The organism is Janthinobacterium agaricidamnosum (assembly GCF_003667705.1).
In the GTDB taxonomy this organism is placed as follows: domain Bacteria; phylum Pseudomonadota; class Gammaproteobacteria; order Burkholderiales; family Burkholderiaceae_D; genus Janthinobacterium.
Genome location: NZ_CP033019.1, coordinates 4,695,278 through 4,710,040 on the forward strand (window position 1 = coordinate 4,695,278; position 14,763 = coordinate 4,710,040).

The 14,763-nt window shown below is 62.6% G+C and carries 15 protein-coding genes and 1 other RNA gene; 7 read left to right on the forward strand and 9 right to left on the reverse strand.

Annotated features, from left to right (window positions below; genetic code table 11):
- The first annotated feature begins 346 nt into the window (after positions 1-346).
- Entirely contained in the window at positions 347-1,489 is a 1,143-nt protein-coding gene (locus tag D9M09_RS21230) for a branched-chain amino acid ABC transporter substrate-binding protein (protein ID WP_070289205.1), read from the forward strand.
- Between the two features lie 91 nt (positions 1,490-1,580).
- Here the strand turns inward: D9M09_RS21230 and D9M09_RS21235 are convergent, their stop codons facing one another.
- Positions 1,581-2,483, reverse strand: a complete 903-nt coding sequence (locus D9M09_RS21235) for a LysR family transcriptional regulator (protein WP_121671183.1) — start codon at positions 2,481-2,483, stop codon at positions 1,581-1,583.
- A 108-nt stretch (positions 2,484-2,591) separates the two neighbouring features.
- Between D9M09_RS21235 and D9M09_RS21240 the strand changes: the two genes are divergently transcribed.
- Positions 2,592-3,599, forward strand: coding sequence for an NAD(P)H-binding protein (locus D9M09_RS21240; protein ID WP_121671182.1), 1,008 nt, complete (start codon positions 2,592-2,594; stop codon positions 3,597-3,599).
- A gap of 21 nt (positions 3,600-3,620) precedes the next feature.
- On the opposite strand, the gene D9M09_RS21245 is transcribed toward D9M09_RS21240, so the two are convergent.
- On the reverse strand, positions 3,621-3,932 hold the full coding sequence (locus D9M09_RS21245; protein ID WP_070221905.1) for a c-type cytochrome: 312 nt from the start codon (positions 3,930-3,932) through the stop codon (positions 3,621-3,623).
- A 220-nt stretch (positions 3,933-4,152) separates the two neighbouring features.
- A complete protein-coding gene (ilvD, locus tag D9M09_RS21250; protein WP_121670309.1) occupies positions 4,153-6,018 on the reverse strand; it encodes a dihydroxy-acid dehydratase in 1,866 nt (621 codons plus the stop codon).
- A 173-nt stretch (positions 6,019-6,191) separates the two neighbouring features.
- On the opposite strand from ilvD, the gene D9M09_RS21255 reads away from it, so the two are divergent.
- A complete protein-coding gene (locus D9M09_RS21255) occupies positions 6,192-7,103 on the forward strand; it encodes a LysR family transcriptional regulator (RefSeq protein WP_121671184.1) in 912 nt (303 codons plus the stop codon).
- A 79-nt stretch (positions 7,104-7,182) separates the two neighbouring features.
- Positions 7,183-8,007: a prolipoprotein diacylglyceryl transferase gene (gene lgt, locus D9M09_RS21260; protein WP_070221902.1), complete on the forward strand. Its 825-nt coding sequence runs from the start codon at positions 7,183-7,185 to the stop codon at positions 8,005-8,007.
- Between the two features lie 8 nt (positions 8,008-8,015).
- Here the strand turns inward: lgt and D9M09_RS21265 are convergent, their stop codons facing one another.
- The 5 genes from D9M09_RS21265 to D9M09_RS21285 all read right to left on the reverse strand — a co-directional run bounded on the left by D9M09_RS21265 (position 8,016) and on the right by D9M09_RS21285 (position 10,277).
- Positions 8,016-8,480 (reverse strand): EVE domain-containing protein, encoded by a 465-nt coding sequence (locus D9M09_RS21265; protein ID WP_070289203.1) that lies wholly within the window; start codon positions 8,478-8,480, stop codon positions 8,016-8,018.
- Between the two features lie 87 nt (positions 8,481-8,567).
- A non-coding RNA gene (gene ssrS / locus D9M09_RS21270) (6S RNA) lies at positions 8,568-8,745 on the reverse strand.
- A 54-nt stretch (positions 8,746-8,799) separates the two neighbouring features.
- Positions 8,800-9,111, reverse strand: a complete 312-nt coding sequence (locus tag D9M09_RS21275; protein WP_034747344.1) for a cell division protein ZapA — start codon at positions 9,109-9,111, stop codon at positions 8,800-8,802.
- Positions 9,111-9,374, reverse strand: a complete 264-nt coding sequence (locus D9M09_RS21280; protein ID WP_070289202.1) for a DUF904 domain-containing protein — start codon at positions 9,372-9,374, stop codon at positions 9,111-9,113. The genes D9M09_RS21275 and D9M09_RS21280 overlap by 1 nt, the downstream gene beginning before the upstream one ends.
- 156 nt (positions 9,375-9,530) lie before the next feature.
- A complete protein-coding gene (locus D9M09_RS21285; RefSeq protein WP_121670310.1) occupies positions 9,531-10,277 on the reverse strand; it encodes a hypothetical protein in 747 nt (248 codons plus the stop codon).
- Between the two features lie 524 nt (positions 10,278-10,801).
- Between D9M09_RS21285 and groES the strand changes: the two genes are divergently transcribed.
- From groES to D9M09_RS21300, 3 genes are all read left to right on the forward strand, one after another.
- Complete coding sequence (gene groES, locus D9M09_RS21290) at positions 10,802-11,092, forward strand: co-chaperone GroES (RefSeq protein WP_010400979.1); 291 nt, start codon at positions 10,802-10,804, stop codon at positions 11,090-11,092.
- A 50-nt stretch (positions 11,093-11,142) separates the two neighbouring features.
- Positions 11,143-12,792 (forward strand): chaperonin GroEL, encoded by a 1,650-nt coding sequence (groL, locus tag D9M09_RS21295; RefSeq protein WP_070221899.1) that lies wholly within the window; start codon positions 11,143-11,145, stop codon positions 12,790-12,792.
- 221 nt (positions 12,793-13,013) lie between these two features.
- On the forward strand, positions 13,014-13,487 hold the full coding sequence (locus D9M09_RS21300; RefSeq protein ID WP_070289263.1) for a hypothetical protein: 474 nt from the start codon (positions 13,014-13,016) through the stop codon (positions 13,485-13,487).
- Positions 13,488-13,491: 4 nt separating this feature from the next.
- On the opposite strand, the gene D9M09_RS21305 is transcribed toward D9M09_RS21300, so the two are convergent.
- Positions 13,492-14,754: an MFS transporter gene (locus tag D9M09_RS21305; protein WP_240453435.1), complete on the reverse strand. Its 1,263-nt coding sequence runs from the start codon at positions 14,752-14,754 to the stop codon at positions 13,492-13,494.
- Positions 14,755-14,763: the final 9 nt, after the last annotated feature.

Here is a 14,763-nt window from a genome sequence, read left to right on the forward strand (position 1 = left end):
CATCACCGACAAAAATCTGGGGTCAGACCCGACGGGTCTGACCCCGGCATTCCCCGTCCTTGCCGTTGGGTTATGAGCATGCCGCGCAATGTCGGGTTACGCGCTGCGCGCTAACCCGACCTACCCGACCTACCCTATTCTTTCCTCCAACGCCATTCTTTGGTGCGCTCGCGCCTGCGAAATCGGTGCATCGCGCCTCACTTTGGTGATTGTTGCGACAAAATGTAAAAAGCCCGAAATGCGGCTTTGCGCCGCCTGTTTTTTGTTGTACCTTTCTTCACACGTACCGCCATTCGAAGCGGTTTTCACGAGACGCCGCCGTATCTTTATCCATTGGAGAATGTTTATGCTGCTCAAGACCAAAGTCCTTCCTCTCGCCCTCGCCCTCGCCTTTGCCGGCCATGCGGGCGCGCAGGAAATCATCAAGATCGGCCACGTCGCCCCGGTCTCTGGCGCCAGCTCCCACCTGGGCAAGGATAACGAGAACGCGGCCAAGATGGCCATCGAGGATTTGAACGCCAAAGGCTTCAAGATCGACGGCAAAGCCGTGAAATTCGTGCTGGTGCCCGAAGATGACGCGGCCGATCCCAAGCAGGGCACGGCCGTGGCGCAAAAGCTGGTCGACGCCAAGGTCAACGGCGTCGTCGGCCACCTGAACTCGGGCACGACGATTCCCGCCTCGCGCATTTACTTCAATGCCGGCATCCCGCAGATTTCGCCGGCCGCCACCAACCCGACCTATACCCAGCAAAAATTCAACACGGCCTTCCGCGTCGTGGCCAATGACAACAAGCTGGGGGGCACCCTGGGCGCGTATGCCGTGGGCAAGCTGCAGGCGAAGAAAATCGCCGTCATCGACGACCGCACGGCCTACGGCCAGGGCGTGGCGGAACAGTTCGTCAAGGGCGCCAAGAAGGCGGCGCCCGGCGTGCAAATCGTCGGCAAGGAATTTACCAATGCCAACGCGACGGACTTCAATGCGATTTTGACCAGCATCAAGTCGAAAAATCCCGACCTGATCTTCTTCGGCGGCATGGATTCCGTGGGCGGCCCCATGCTGCGCCAGATGAAGGCGCTGGGCATCAAGGCCAAGTTCATGGGCGGCGACGGCCTGTGCACGGAACCGCTGGGCAAGCTGGCGGGCGACGCCGTCGGCGAAGACATGGTCACCTGCGCGGAAGCGGGCGGCGTGACGGGCGCGCAGCAAAAAGGCATGGACGATTTCCGCGCCCGCTACAAGCAGAAATACAATATGGAAGTGCAGCTGTACGCGCCATACGTCTACGATGCCGTGATGACCATGGCCACCGCCATGCAGGATGCGAAATCGTCGAAACCGTCCGTCTACCTGCCGTATCTGGCCAAGGTGCACTACCAGGGCGTAACGGGGCCGATCTCGTTCGACGCCAACGGCGACATCAAGGATGGCGCGCTGACCTTGTTCACCTACCGGGATGGCAAGAAAACCAAGATGGAAGTCGTCAAGTAATAGAACCTACTGCGCGGCGCGATTTGCGGCCTGCGATGCTCACTGTGCATTCGCACAGCTCCGCTTCTCAGCCACAACTCACATCCGCTCGCTACGGTTCTTGCTGTCCGGCCACGTAAGCCAGTAATCCTTCGGCCAGCGCGTCGAAGGTGGCGCGGCAGCGCAGGCTGCCGCGCAAATCTTCATGCATGGTGACCCAGGTTTCCATCGGCAGCGAAAACGCTTGCGGCAGCACGCGCCGCAAGGCCGGATCGCGCGCCGCCAGCCCCGCCTGGCACACGCCGATGCCGGCGCCCGCCCGTATCCATGCCAGTTGCGCCAGGTCGCTGTCGCTGCGCCAGGCAAAGCTTTCCCGCGTAAATCCCTGGAAGGCCGCGCCCGCGTTGCGCACGAAGGGGCTCGCCTCGTCGTAGCCGATGACGGCGTGTTGCGCCAGATCAAGCAATCGCGCCGGCGTGCCATGGCGTGCCAGATAATCGGCGTGCGCATGCAGGCCAAGTTCGATCTCGCCCACCTTGCGCGCCACCAGCTGCTCCTGACGGGGACGCAGCATGCGCACGGCGATGTCCGCTTCGCGGCGCAGCAAATCCTGCACCTTGTTGCTCAATACCAATTCAATGGTCAAGCCCGGATGACGCGCGCGCAAGCGTGCCAGGATGGGCGGCAGCACTTCCACGCCCACCACTTCGCTGGCAGCGATGCGCACGACGCCGGCCACGCCCTGCCCCTGGCTGCTGGCGGCGCGCTCCATCAGGGCGGCAGTGTGCTCCATGGTTTCCGCATGGGGACGCAGCGCCAGGGCCACTTCCGTGGGCAGCAAGCCCTGCTGCGAGCGCGTAAACAGCGTCGCACCCAGCGCCTGCTCCAGGGCGGCGATATGCCGGCCGGCGGTGGGCTGCGTGATGCCCAGCGCGCGGGCCGCGCCGGAGAGCGAACCGTGCTTCAGCACGGCCAGCAAGGAGCGGTAGTATTCCCAGGCAATGGATGGGTTCATGGCGTCAACTTGGTCATACATAAATGTATAGCTTGTACGCGATGTTCGTCAATTCCCAATTAGCCTTGCGCGGCAGATACTGGCACCATCAACCACACGGAGGTCATGATGGAGAACACGAAAACAGTATTGGTACTGGGCGCCACAGGCGGCATCGGCGGCGAGATGGTGCGCCAGCTACTGACGGCGGGCTGGCAGGTGCGCGCCCTGACGCGGGGAGAAACGCCATCGCCACGGCGAGATAACATCGAGTGGCTGCGCGGCGACGCGCTGTCGCGCACTGACATGCTGGCGGCCGCCAAAGGCTGCGCCGTCATCGTGCACGCCGTCAACCCGCCCGGCTACCGGAACTGGGGCCAGCTGGTGCTGCCCATGCTCGACAACACGATTGCCGCGGCGACGGCCGAAGGCGCAACCATCGCGCTGCCCGGCACCGTGTACAACTTCGGTCCGGACGCCTTTCCCGTGCTGGCGGAAGACGCGCCGCAACGTCCGCTCACGCGCAAGGGCGCCATCCGCGTGGAACTGGAAGCACGGCTGGAACGGGCCAGCACGCACGGCGCGCGCGTGCTGATCGTGCGCGCGGGCGACTTCTTCGGTCCCCGCGCCGGCAACAACTGGTTTTCGCAGGGGCTGGTGAAACCGGGCCAGAGCGTGCGCAAGGTGCTGTATCCGGGCGCGCCCGGCGTGGGCCACCAGTGGTCCTACCTGCCCGACGTCGCGCGCACGATGGTGCAATTGCTGGCTTTACGCGCCACCTTGCCCGCGTTTGCGCGCTTTCACATGGCCGGCCACTGGGACCACGACGGCCGGCAAATGACGGGGGCGATCGCCCGCGTGGTGGAACAGGCGACAGGAGCGGCGCCCGCTCTCCGGCGTTTTCCGTGGTGGCTGGTGGCGCTGGCGTCGCCGTTCGTGGCGACCTTGCGCGAAATGCGCGAGATGCGCTATCTGTGGCAAGCGCCCTTGTCCATGGACAATGCGCGGCTGCTGGCCGTGCTGGGCCAGGAGCCGCATACGCCGCTCGACGAGGCGGTGCGGGCGACACTGGAGGGCATGGGCAATCTGCATAAGGCAGCGGGCAAAAAAAACGCGCCGGGATTGCCGGCGCGCTAATTGCAGGTACTGCGGCACAGATTATTTCTGTGCCAGTACCCATTTAACCAGGGTATGGGCTTCCGCATCGCTCACTTGCGGGTTGGCTGGCATCGGGATCGCGCCCCAGGTGCCGGAACCGCCCTTCATGACTTTCGCCGCGAGCTTGGCTTCCGCGTCTTTCTGACCAGCGTACTTGGCAGCCACGTCCTTGAACGCAGGGCCCACCAGTTTCGTGCTCACCGCATGGCAAGCCATGCAGTTCTTTGCTTTCGCCAGGTCCGGATTGGCCAACGCTGCTTGCGATGCCAGAGCCGATACGGTCAATACACTCACCAACATAAAACGTTTCATTGTCTTTTCTCCAAAGTTACTTCCTGCGGCATTTTACTGTGTTTCCGCAGATGCACCACGAGCCCAGATCAAGCGTTTCAATGTAGTCACGCAATGTCGTCAGAAGGCATAGCTATTCTGCCCCATCTGCGCGCCCATGACCATGTTGTTTGTAAGGCGATGTAACGACAGGCGGCCCCGCATCGTCAAACGGGGCCGGCCGTCGCACTGACGCAACAGATCAGCGTTTTTTCAGCTGCGACAGATCCCGCACGGCGCCCCGGTCGGCCGACGTCGTCAGCGCCGCATACGCCTGCAGCGCCTGCGACACGTAGCGCTCGCGGTCGACGGGCAGCCAGGCCGCGTCGCCCTTCGCTTCCATGGCGGCGCGGCGCGCGGCCAGCTCGGCAGCCGTGATGCGCAGGTTGATGGTGCGCTCGGGGATGTCGATGTCGATGAAATCGCCCTCTTCCACCAGGCCGATGGCACCGCCTTCTGCCGCTTCCGGCGAGGCGTGGCCGATCACCAGGCCCGAAGAACCGCCCGAGAAGCGCCCGTCCGTGAACAGCGCGCACGCCTTGCCCAGGCCCTTCGACTTGATGTACGAGGTCGGGTACAGCATTTCCTGCATGCCGGGGCCGCCTTTCGGGCCTTCGTAGCGGATGATGACGACGTCGCCTTCATGCACGGTGTCTTCCAGGATGGCAGCGACGGCCGCGTCCTGGCTTTCGAACACGCGCGCCTTGCCCGAGAATTTCAAAATGCTCTCGTCGACGCCCGCCGTCTTGACGATGCAGCCCTTTTCCGCCAGGTTGCCGTACAAGACGGCCAGGCCGCCATCCTGCGAGTAGGCGTGGGCCTTGTCGCGGATGCAGCCCGTGCTGCGGTCCGTGTCGACGGCCGCGAAGCGCTCCGACTGCGAAAACGCCGTCTGCGTCGGCACGCCGCCCGGCGCGGCGCGGAACAGTTCATGCACGGCGGGGTTATCCGTGCACATGATGTCGTTTTGCGCGATGGCGTCGGCCAGGGTCGGCGCGTGGATCGTCGGCAAAGTCGTGTTGAGCAGGCCGGCGCGCGCCAGTTCGCCCAAAATGCCCACGATGCCGCCCGCGCGGTGCACGTCTTCGATATGGTATTTGTCCGTCATCGGCGCCACCTTGCACAGGCAAGGCACCTTGCGCGAAATGCGGTCGATGTCGGCCATCGTGAATTCCACTTCCGCCTCGTGCGCGGCGGCCAGCAGGTGCAGCACGGTATTCGTCGAGCCGCCCATGGAGACGTCGAGCGCCATGGCGTTTTCAAACGCGGCCTTGGTGGCGATGGAACGGGGCAGCACCGAGTAATCGTCCTGCTCGTAATGGCGCTTGGCCAGTTCCACGATCAGACGGCCCGCGCGCAGGAACAGCTGCTGGCGGTCCGAGTGCGTGGCCAGAATCGTGCCGTTGCCGGGCAGGGCCAGGCCCAGCGCTTCCGTCAGACAGTTCATCGAGTTGGCCGTAAACATGCCGGAACACGAACCGCAGGTCGGGCAGGCCGAACGTTCGATCTCGGCCACGTCGGCGTCCGAGACGGTGCTGTCGCCCGCCTTGATCATGGCGTCGACCAGATCCAGCTTGATGATCTTCTGCGTGCCGTTGACCACCTTGACGACCTTGCCCGCTTCCATCGGCCCGCCGGAAATAAACACGACGGGGATATTGATGCGCATGGCGGCCATCAGCATGCCCGGCGTGATCTTGTCGCAGTTCGAGATGCAGACCATCGCGTCGGCGCAGTGGGCATTGACCATGTATTCGACGGAATCGGCGATCAGGTCGCGCGACGGCAGCGAATACAGCATGCCGCCGTGGCCCATGGCGATGCCGTCATCGACGGCGATGGTGTTGAATTCCTTGGCCACGCCGCCGGCCGCCTCGATCTCGCGCGCCACCATCTGTCCCAGGTCTTTCAGGTGCACGTGACCGGGCACGAACTGGGTAAACGAGTTGACGACGGCGATGATCGGCTTGTCGAAGTCGCCATCCTTCATGCCGGTGGCGCGCCACAGGGCGCGGGCGCCAGCCATGTTGCGGCCGTGGGTGGTGGTGCGGGAGCGGTATTGCGGCATGATGGGGTCCTTCCAAGGATGATTGATGCCTGACTGCGCGGATTTCCAGCAAAACCCTGCATGCAGTGGGGGTACGCCAGATTGCCTTGCGCGCGCCCCACTGTCAAATATATGATGCACGTGTCTGTGAGTCGTTTTGCATATCACAGCAATCAATCTGCATGGAAACGCATATGAACCTCGAACTGCGCCAGCTGCGCTATTTCGTCACCGTCGCCGAGGAGCTGCACTTCGGCCGCGCCGCCGCGCGCCTGCACATGACGCAGCCGCCCCTGTCGCAAACCATCATGGCCCTGGAAGAACAGCTGGGCGCCCCCCTGTTCGTGCGCACGCGCCGCGAAGTGCAGCTGACGCCGGCCGGCACGGCCCTGCTGCCCGAGGCGCGCCGGCTGCTGGCGCAGGCGCAAGACTTGCCCGCCCTGGTGCGCCGCGCCGCGCAGGGCGAGGCGGGCCGCCTGAGCCTGGCTTTTGTCTCGTCGGCCGACTACAGCGTGCTGCCGCCATTGCTGCGCGCGTATCGGACGGCCTATCCGCAGGTGCAGATCGCGCTGCAGGAAGCCACCTCGGACCTGCAGCTCGATGAACTGCTGGCCGGGCGCACGGATGCGGGCCTGCTGATCCCGCCCCTGCCCGAGAAGGCGAAAGGGGAGCTCGATTACCTGCCCGTGCTGGCCGAGCCGCTGGTGCTGGCCGCGCCGTCCGGCCTCGCCATCCTGAACACGCCGGGCGCCGTGCGCCTGCGCGACCTGCCGCCCCTGCCCCTGATTATTTTTCCGCGCGCGATCTCGCCCGCCCTGCACGACGCGATCCTCGGCGTGTTCCGCGCGGCCGGCATCACGCCGCAGATCGGCCAGGAAGCGATCCAGATGCAGACCATCGTCAGCCTCGTCTCGGCTGGCATGGGCATCGCGCTTGTGCCACAATCGGTATCGAACCTGATGCGCCCCGGCGTAGAATACAGGCCGCTGCAGGATGCCACGCCGCTGGTGGAAACTGGCCTGGCCTGGCGCCGCGACAATCCGTCGGCCGTGCTGCAAGGTTTCCTGGCGCTGCTGCGCAAGCAGATCAGCGCTGCCGCCGATTAAATTAAGTGGCCGCTAAGGCAAAAAACCGCCAGCGCCCCCATACTACGCAACCTTGGCTTTAAACAAAGAAAGAAACCCCATGCTGATACACCCGATGCCCGACCCGATAGCCATCCAGATCGGTCCGCTTGCCGTGCACTGGTACGGCCTGATGTATGTGCTGGCCTTTGCCCTGTTCATTATCCTGGGCCGCGTGCGCATCAAGCAGCCGCATATCGCCGTGCTGGGCTGGAAGAAGGAAGACCTCGACGACATGCTGTTCTACGGCATGCTGGGCGTGGTAATCGGCGGGCGCCTGGGCGAAGTACTGTTCTACCGTCCCGAATACTTCCTGCACAATCCGCTCGAGATCTTCATGGTCTGGCATGGCGGCATGTCCTTCCATGGCGGCTTCCTCGGCGTCATCCTGGCCATGTACCTGTGGAGCCGCAAGGCGGGCCGCAACCTGTTCGACGTGCTTGACTTCATCGCGCCGCTGGTGCCGCTCGGCTACGCGGCCGGTCGCCTGGGCAACTTCATCAATGCCGAACTGCCGGGCCGCATCGCCCCGGACACCCTGCCGTGGGCCATGCAATGGCCGGGCATTCCGTATCCCGTGCACCCGTCGCCGATCTACCAGATGCTGGTCGACGGCATTTTGGTGTTCATCATCCTGTGGCTGTATGCGCGCAAGCAGCGCCCGCGCATGGCCGTGGGCGCCATGTTCACCCTGCTGTACGGCTGCGCGCGCTTCTTCACGGAATACTTCCGCACGCCGGACTGGGAAGTCGTGTGGCTGGGCGTGCCGATCACGTCGGGCCAGATGCTGTCCTTGCCCATGATCGTCGGCGCCATCGCGCTGCTGGTGTGGGCATATAAAAGCCAGGTGATGGGCACGCCGCCCACCAAGGCCCGCGCTGCCTGATGAACAGTTTAAGCCTGTAACCTGCTTGTAATCACTTTCCATTGCGCCGGCGTTACCGGCGTGATGGACAGCCGGCTGCCCTTCTTGAGCAGCAGCATGTCTTCCAGCTCCGGCATCTGGCGCATCTCGGACAGGGGCAACAGCGCCGTCTTCTTCAGGCCTCGTACGTCGACGCTGATCCAGCGCGGCTGTTCCTGCGTGGCCTTGGCATCGAAATACTTGCCGCCCTCTTCAAACTGGCTGTGATCGGGATATGCGCCGCTGGCCACTTCGGCCACGCCCGCCACGCCCGGCTGCGGGCAGCTCGAGTGATAAAACAGCACGCCATCGCCGACCTGCATGCCGTCGCGCATGAAGTTGCGCGCCTGGTAGTTGCGCACGCCGAACCAGGGCATGGTGTGCCCGGGCGCGGCCATCAGGTCGTCGATGCTCACTTCATCGGGTTCGGATTTCATCAGCCAGTACTGTTTCATTACATTCCCCAGGTCAAAGAATAAAAGCGACAGGCGTAAAAAAACGGCTGCGCATGCTGATGCTGCAACCGTTTTTTGTACTGCAAATTGGGCCCCGCCTGTGCCGCTATGCCGGCATCCCGAACCAAACGGTTCAAGGTGGTCACGTTAGTTCAATTTCGGGTTCGTCGAACGAGCGACGCTCACTCCCATCAAACAAAATTCGCAACCGATGCGCATAAATGGTTCAAGGAATATATGGCAATCGCGAACACCGCAGGGTAGACCCAAGTTTACTCCTTTGATCGCGCATCGCAAAGACAAATCGTACCGTGTCCGCTTAAAAAAGGTTTTCCTGGGGCGTCAATGCGCTATCTAATACTGTGTGCATGGCCGAGATCTTTTGCTTCACTTCCAAGATCGTCAGTTCCGACAGCGGACCTTGCGGCGACTTCACGGAAAGGAATTCCGCGGCCACGCCCAGGGCGGCCAGCACGGCGATGCGGTCATTGCCCTTGACCTTGCCCGCGTCGCGGATGGCTTTCATTTTGCTATCGAGATAGATCGCCGCTTCGCGCAGCGCGCGCTCTTCGCCGTCGCGGCACACCATGCTGTAGGACTGGCCCATGATATTGACATCGACACGCGGCATTACGCTTCCTTCTCGTTCTCGGCAAGATAGGCGCCTGCCTCCGAAGCGGCTTGCTCCAGGCCGGCTTGCACCAGTTCGGGAATTTTTTCCAGCAACGCTTCCACCCGCTCCTGCGCCTCGCGCATGCGTTGCACATACAGGGCGTTCTCGGCGGCCAGCGCGGCATTGTCCTTGCGCAGTTGCGCGTTTTCACGGCGCAGCGCATGGGTCATTTCGGCCAGCAGGCCTATTTTGTCGGATAATTCGTTGAATTCGGAAATCATCCCGCCACTATAGGGCGGACGCTCCATGGGCGTCAATCGAATCACGCCGCTGTCACACATATTTACATCAATGCAGGTCAGTTGCCGTGAAATACACGCTTTTTCCGGCGCGTTTCGCCAACTGCACGCATCCGCCGGCGCCGCGATGCCAGCGTTTTACTCGTCGACGTAATCGGGTTCGATATCGAGACCGCCATAGCGGTTTTCGCACGAGCGGCGCGTCAATTCCTGCTTGCCGCTCTTGCCATCAAGCACCATCGTCAAGTCGCGGCAAGTACGGTGGTAGCTGCCAGGTTTGGCGTCCGTCCGCGAGGGCGTCAAAGTGACGCGCAAGGGCACGGCATTGCCCAGCCCCTTGTTGCTCCATTCACGGCTCTTGCCATCCTCTTCATCTTTCAAGGTGCGCACGGCGGCCGTCAGCAAGGATTTCTGTTCCTTCGCATTCAGCTTGGCGATGGTCACGTCGGACAGGAAAGGCGGATACACGACGGGCGCCGGGTCCTTGCCCTGCACATCCCAACGGCCGCTGTTCTGCGAACACGTACGGCGGCTCAGGTCTTGCGACTTGTCGCCCGCCGTGACGACGAATTTCAGGTCGCGGCAGATGTGCGCCTTCAGGCTGTGTTCCGTCATGCCGGAGTTGCTGAAGTTATATGTGACTTTCACCCGCACGCCACGGTCGCCGCCGTTGTCCCACACATGCGCTTCCTGGTCGTCGTCGTCCTTGTTGAGGTCGTTGAACAGCTCGTTGAGCAGCATGTCCTTTTCCAGCGGCGTCAGGGTCGCCACGGTGATCTCGTCGAGAATCGTGGGCGTTTGCGCGGCGGCATTGCCCAGGCAGGCGAGGCCGACGAGGGCGGCACCGAGCAGGCGCAGGGCGGGACGGGAAAGAGTCGATGGCATGGTGTGCTTTCTGGTACAGGGGAATATTGATATGCAATTGCAATCATCTTATCAAAGTCCATAGCAAAACTCTGTTTCCTGTGCGTACAGGAACGCCGTTCGCCTGACGGGCATGCTAGAGTCGCGCCTGTTGCTGACGCCCGGGAACGAGGCTTGCGTTTGCGCAAACCCTGCGTAAATGCAGGCTGCGTAGAACGTCCAAGCTTATCTTCCCGGAGAATAAGCCCTTGAATAAGCCCCCTACCGTCCCTATAATTAGCACTCGTTAGTAGAGAGTGCTAACAAACTCTTTCGTAGCAATCCTCAAGACATGATGGTGTCTGCCGGGCAACAGCAGGGAACGCTACGCGGCGGGCGACGCCGCGATGCCACCACTGCCCAGCGCCGGCATGCACCCGATGCCATGGGGTTTGCTTGACCGTTGCGGGCTGCTTTCAACGGCGGTCACTGAAAGCACGCCTGGCGCTGTGCCAGGCATGTATTCATTTAGCAACACCTATCCATTGAACTTTAAGGAGTTTTGTATGAATCTGCGCCCATTGAACGATCGCGTCATCGTCAAACGCCTCGACCAGGAAACCAAGACTGCGTCCGGCCTCATCATTCCTGATGCAGCTGCTGAAAAACCGGATCAAGGCGAAGTCCTTGCCGTAGGCAATGGCAAGATTCTCGACGACGGCAAAGTCCGTCCTCTGGATGTCAAAGTGGGCGACCGCGTCCTGTTCGGCAAGTACGCCGGCCAAACCGTCAAAGTTGACGGCGATGAGCTGCTGGTCATGCGCGAAGAAGACATCATGGCGATCGTCGTCAAGTAATTGTTTCCACGTTGTAGACAGATACATCCCGAAACTCAGGAGAATTGAACATGGCAGCTAAAGAAGTAGTATTCGGCGACGCAGCGCGCGCCAAGATGGTCGAAGGCGTCAACATCCTCGCCAACGCAGTCAAAGTCACCTTGGGCCCGAAAGGCCGCAACGTCGTGCTGGAGCGCTCGTTCGGCGCCCCTACCGTCACCAAGGATGGTGTGTCGGTAGCGAAAGAAGTTGAACTCAAAGACAAGCTCATGAACATGGGCGCGCAAATGGTCAAGGAAGTGGCTTCCCGCACCAGCGACAACGCCGGCGACGGCACCACCACCGCGACCGTGCTGGCACAAGCCATCGTGCGCGAAGGCATGAAGTTCGTTGCCGCCGGCATGAACCCGATGGACCTGAAGCGCGGTATCGACAAAGCTGTTGCAGCGACCGTCGAAGAACTGGCGAAAATCGCCCGTCCTTGCACCACGACCAAGGAAATCGCCCAGGTTGGCGCGATCTCGGCGAACTCGGACTACTCGATCGGCGAGCGTATCGCTGAAGCGATGGAAAAAGTCGGCAAAGAAGGCGTCATCACCGTTGAAGACGGCAAGTCGCTGAACGACGAGCTGGACATCGTTGAAGGCATGCAGTTCGACCGCGGCTACCTGTCGCCATACTTCATCAACAACCCAGAGAAGCAAGTTGCCGTCCTGGACAGCCCATTCGTCCTGCTGTGCGACAAGAAAATCTCGAACATCCGTGACCTGCTGCCGGTACTGGAACAAGTCGCCAAGGCTGGCCGTCCACTGCTGATCATCGCGGAAGACATCGAAGGCGAAGCGCTGGCTACCCTGGTTGTGAACAACATCCGCGGCATCCTGAAAACCTGCGCAGTGAAAGCACCAGGCTTCGGCGACCGCCGCAAAGCCATGCTGGAAGACATCGCTGTCCTGACGGGCGGCCAGGTGATCGCTGAAGAAGTCGGCCTGACCCTGGAAAAAGTGACCCTGGCCGAACTGGGTCAGGCGAAACGCATCGAAGTGGGCAAGGAAAACACCATCGTCATCGATGGCGCCGGCGAAGCTGCCTCGATCGAAGCACGCGTGAAACAAGTGCGTGTACAGATCGAAGAAGCGACCTCGGACTACGACCGTGAAAAACTGCAAGAGCGCGTGGCCAAACTGGCTGGCGGCGTTGCCGTGATCAAGGTTGGCGCAGCCACCGAAGTCGAAATGAAAGAGAAGAAAGCCCGCGTTGAAGATGCACTGCACGCCACGCGCGCTGCCGTGGAAGAAGGCATCGTGCCAGGCGGCGGCGTAGCCCTGCTGCGCGCACGCGCCAACATCACGGTCAAGGGCGACAATCCTGATCAAGACGCTGGTATCAAGATCGTCCTGCGCGCAATGGAAGAGCCGCTGCGCATGATCGTGCAAAACGCCGGCGAAGAAGCTTCGGTCGTCGTGGCAGCCGTCCTGGCTGGCGCGGGCAACTACGGCTACAACGCTGCCAACGGCACGTATGGCGACATGGTGGAAATGGGCGTTCTGGACCCAGCCAAAGTGACCCGTTCGGCGCTGCAAAACGCCGCTTCGATCGCTTCGCTGATGCTGACGACCGACTGCATGGTCTGCGAAATCGCTGACGACAAGGCAGCCGGCGGCATGGGCGGCGGCATGGGTGGTATGGGCGGCATGGGCGGCATGGACGGCATGATGTAATGTCCTGCGGCCAGTCGCGCAGGCGACGGCGCACCTGGCCGCATACGCCGGGACAGGGCTGGCAGGCCAAAAGCTGCCAGCGCCTCCCCGGCGGCCCCGAAAGCCACCTCCCACGGAAGGTGGCTTTTTTTCGTCTTGCTTTTTAGAAATTTCAACGATTGCCCGCCTGCACGTTTTGCTTTAGCATGGCCGCCATCGTCCCTCTTTCTCACGCCACCATCATGCAGCCACGCGCCTCTTCTTCCAAAACCACCATCATCGCCGGCATCCTGGCCGGCTTGCTGGCCGCCGGGCTCGGCGCTTTCTACCTGCACCAGCAAGGCGCGCCGCACGGCACCAATGCCCCGGCCGCGAGCAGCCAGGCGGCGCCAGAACAGAGCGCGCGCGCCGTCGATGCGCTGATGGCATTGCCGGAAATCAAGGCCTGGTCGGCGCATATCGAAAAGGCTTCGGGCGGCCGCGCCCACGGCGCCGTGATGGAAACGTCGCCCGACGTGCGTCTCATCGATGGCAAGCCCTACTATGACCTGAACTTTGTGGAAAACACGCCAGACGCGGCGCACCGCTGGGAGAGTTTCGTCGTCTCCCAGGATGGCAAGCGCATCCTCGTCGATGACGTCGTCAGCGGTGAGCTGATCAGCCTGGAACAATGGCGCAAGGACAATGCGCCCATGCAGCGCATCGCCACGCAGTAACTGCCTACGCCGGCGCGCCCTGCGGCGGCGCGCCGCGCACGCGCGCCACCCACCACACCGTCCACAGCGACAAGCCCGCCGCCAGCCAGCCATTGATGCCGTAGCCGCTGATGTGGCCGGCCGCATCCGTCTGCAGGGTCAGGCCGCCCAGCCAGGCGCCCAGGCCGCTGCCAAAGCTTTGCAGAGCCGAATTGGCGCTGAGAAACGCGCCCCGCTTGTGCGTTTCCGGGATGGTCGTCAGCAGCGCCTGCAGCGGCACCATGCGGCCCGAGACGAGGGCCATAAAGAAGGGAAACGCCAGCATCAGCCCCAGCAGCGGCAGCTGGGGCAAGTGCGTCATGAACAGCAGCGGCGCAATCGACAGCAGGGACACCCAGCGGTACACCTGCTGCTTGCCGGCCCGGTCCGCCCAGCGGCCGATCAGGCGCGCAGTAAAGATCGTGGCGCAGCCGCCCGCCAGATACACCCAGGTGACATCGGCCGGCGCCAGCCCCATATTGCCCACGAGCACGGGCGAAATGAAGGGAATGACCAGCATGCCGGCCGTCATGTTGACAATCGACAAGGAGAACGCTTTCAGGTGGCGCCGCTCGCGGAACAGCGCCAGCAGGTTCGGCAGCACCTGGCGCAGCGGCGTGGGAGCGGCGCCCATGTGCGCCGTGAGCGAGGGCAGCACGCGCGCCGCGCCCAGCCAGACCAGCAGCGACAGCACGACCAGCAGGAAAAACGGCGAGGCCCAGCCAAAGTGCGCGGCCAGCACCACGCCGATGGGTACGCCTCCCACGGCCGCCATGGCAAACGAGGTCATGACGATGCCCGTGGCCGCGCCGCGCCGCTCGGAAGGAATCACGTCGCCGATGATGGCCATGACCATGGCGCCCAGCACGCCGCCCGTCAGCCCTGCAAACGCGCGCGACCACAGCAGCACATAAAAGTTCGGCGCCAGCGCGCAAGCGAGGTTCGACAAGGTGAACAGGCAAAACATGGTCAGCAGCAGCTTCTTGCGGTCAAAGCGGTCGATATACGTGGCCGCCAGCAAGCCGGACAGGCCCGCGCACCAGGCGTAGGCGGAAACGGCGCCCGAGACGGCGGCCGGGCCGATGTGGAACGCCTGCATCAGCTGAGGCGCCAGCGGCATCATCACCATGAAATCCATGATGACGGTAAATTGCGTCAGCGCAAGCAGCCACAGCATCGCGCGCTCGCGCGCCGGCGTCAGAGCCGCGCCAGCGGACATATCAGGGGAAGGGCTCGGTACAGGTTTCATGCGGCAGAT